2 protein-coding genes are annotated in these 1,427 nt (G+C 48.0%); both read left to right on the top strand.

The genetic code is table 11. From position 1 onward, the window contains the following. Positions 1–451: 451 nt before the first annotated feature. On the top strand, positions 452–664 hold the full coding sequence (locus DB41_RS10285) for a hypothetical protein (RefSeq protein WP_039387019.1): 213 nt from the start codon (positions 452–454) through the stop codon (positions 662–664). Between the two features lie 406 nt (positions 665–1,070). Beyond that, the gene (locus DB41_RS11820) at positions 1,071–1,418 is read left to right on the top strand and encodes a hypothetical protein (RefSeq protein WP_155117683.1); all 348 of its coding nucleotides are present in this window, start codon (positions 1,071–1,073) and stop codon (positions 1,416–1,418) included. The last annotated feature ends 9 nt before the right edge of the window (positions 1,419–1,427 follow it).

Raw genomic sequence — 1,427 nt, 5'->3', positions numbered from 1 at the left:
ACATCATCCTTTGCAACATCTCACTGGACTCTTCCACTCACCACTGGGATCAGGCCAAACTGAACCACATGATGGGATTCACGAACCCCAGTCATCATGGTAAGTCACACTTCATCTTCACATTTGTTTACTTGATTTTAGACTGACTCTTCTCTTCACCATAGAATGCTACAGCCGTTGTGCTCATGACCAATGTACAGGAGATGGGTGAGCTCATGACCCTCCTTGGGGATGTGCTGTAGTACCTGGCAGCTTCTACAGTCATCTCTGCAAGCATTCCCAACATCCATACCAAGACTGCTGGTGGAGTGCAACACAATGGTACAACACCCCTCTGGTACACTACACACTTCATAAAGGCTAAATATAGTACCCTATCTTTCCATTCCATTCACTCTCAATGCTAACATTACACTGCATACACATACACACTTAATACACAGGTCTCTGGATGCTGTTCATCAGACATGCCAACAAATCCTACACCTTCAATCCAGATCTCATGCAGCTCATGCCCAACGATCACCAAGATTCCCAAGCTCCTGCCCTACAAGAAGACAACCATCATCAAAAAGTGGAACTCCAAGTGGACACAGATAGCCCCACAACTGCCTCAACTGAGTATGGTCTTCAAATTTTTGGTTTTTATATCTACACAACTTGACTATCTCATCATTCAATTTTAGGTCATGTCTTCTACAAGCTCATCTTCAAGGCCTACTCCTCCAGCCAAGCTGCCTGCACCGTCCTGGACTACTCTCTGCTTCATGCCACTCCTCTGCATGCCTGTTTCCACCTGACTACAGCTACCACATGCTCACAGCTTCCACCCAGCCCAATGAAACTGAGATGACAGTCATTGCAAGTGCGTTGACAGCATCATCATCCATGCCAGTCCTGAGGACATAAGCCAGTGGATCAACACGGCCAAGACCATTGCCCTTCAACTGTTCCCAGCCAGTCCACAAGCTCCTAATCATCCTACACTCCACTCTGCAGTATCAACATCAAGTTCATCAACTCCAAGCACTCCAGACAAGGTACACCACCAGACCAACACTTCTTACACAGTGCATACACATACACATCACAACCATGCTCATATAGCAGTGCATACACGTACACAGTATCAGTGCATACATGTACACAGTACCACACCACTAACTTGTACCCTTTTCACCAGCCTCTCTACAGCTTCTCAAGTGCTACCTCTGAACCCTCCTGCAAGCGCAACCGCAGCCCCAGTCCAGAGACCCACAGTGGGCACAAGCAGTGATGCAGCACTCATGATGACAGGCGTGGCCATGAACACCAGTCCAACAGATCCCACAGCAAGCACTGTCAGAGCAGGAGCAGGAGCAGGGAAAGAAGCTGTGATAGCAGCTCCTGCCACAGAAGTCCCTATAGATCCCATGTGAAGAGTCCTG

Source organism: Neochlamydia sp. TUME1 (assembly GCF_000813645.1).
Classification (GTDB): Bacteria; Chlamydiota; Chlamydiia; order Chlamydiales; family Parachlamydiaceae; genus Neochlamydia.
Note: the sequence above shows the minus strand (reverse complement) of the source record. Positions and strands in the feature narration are given on the sequence as shown.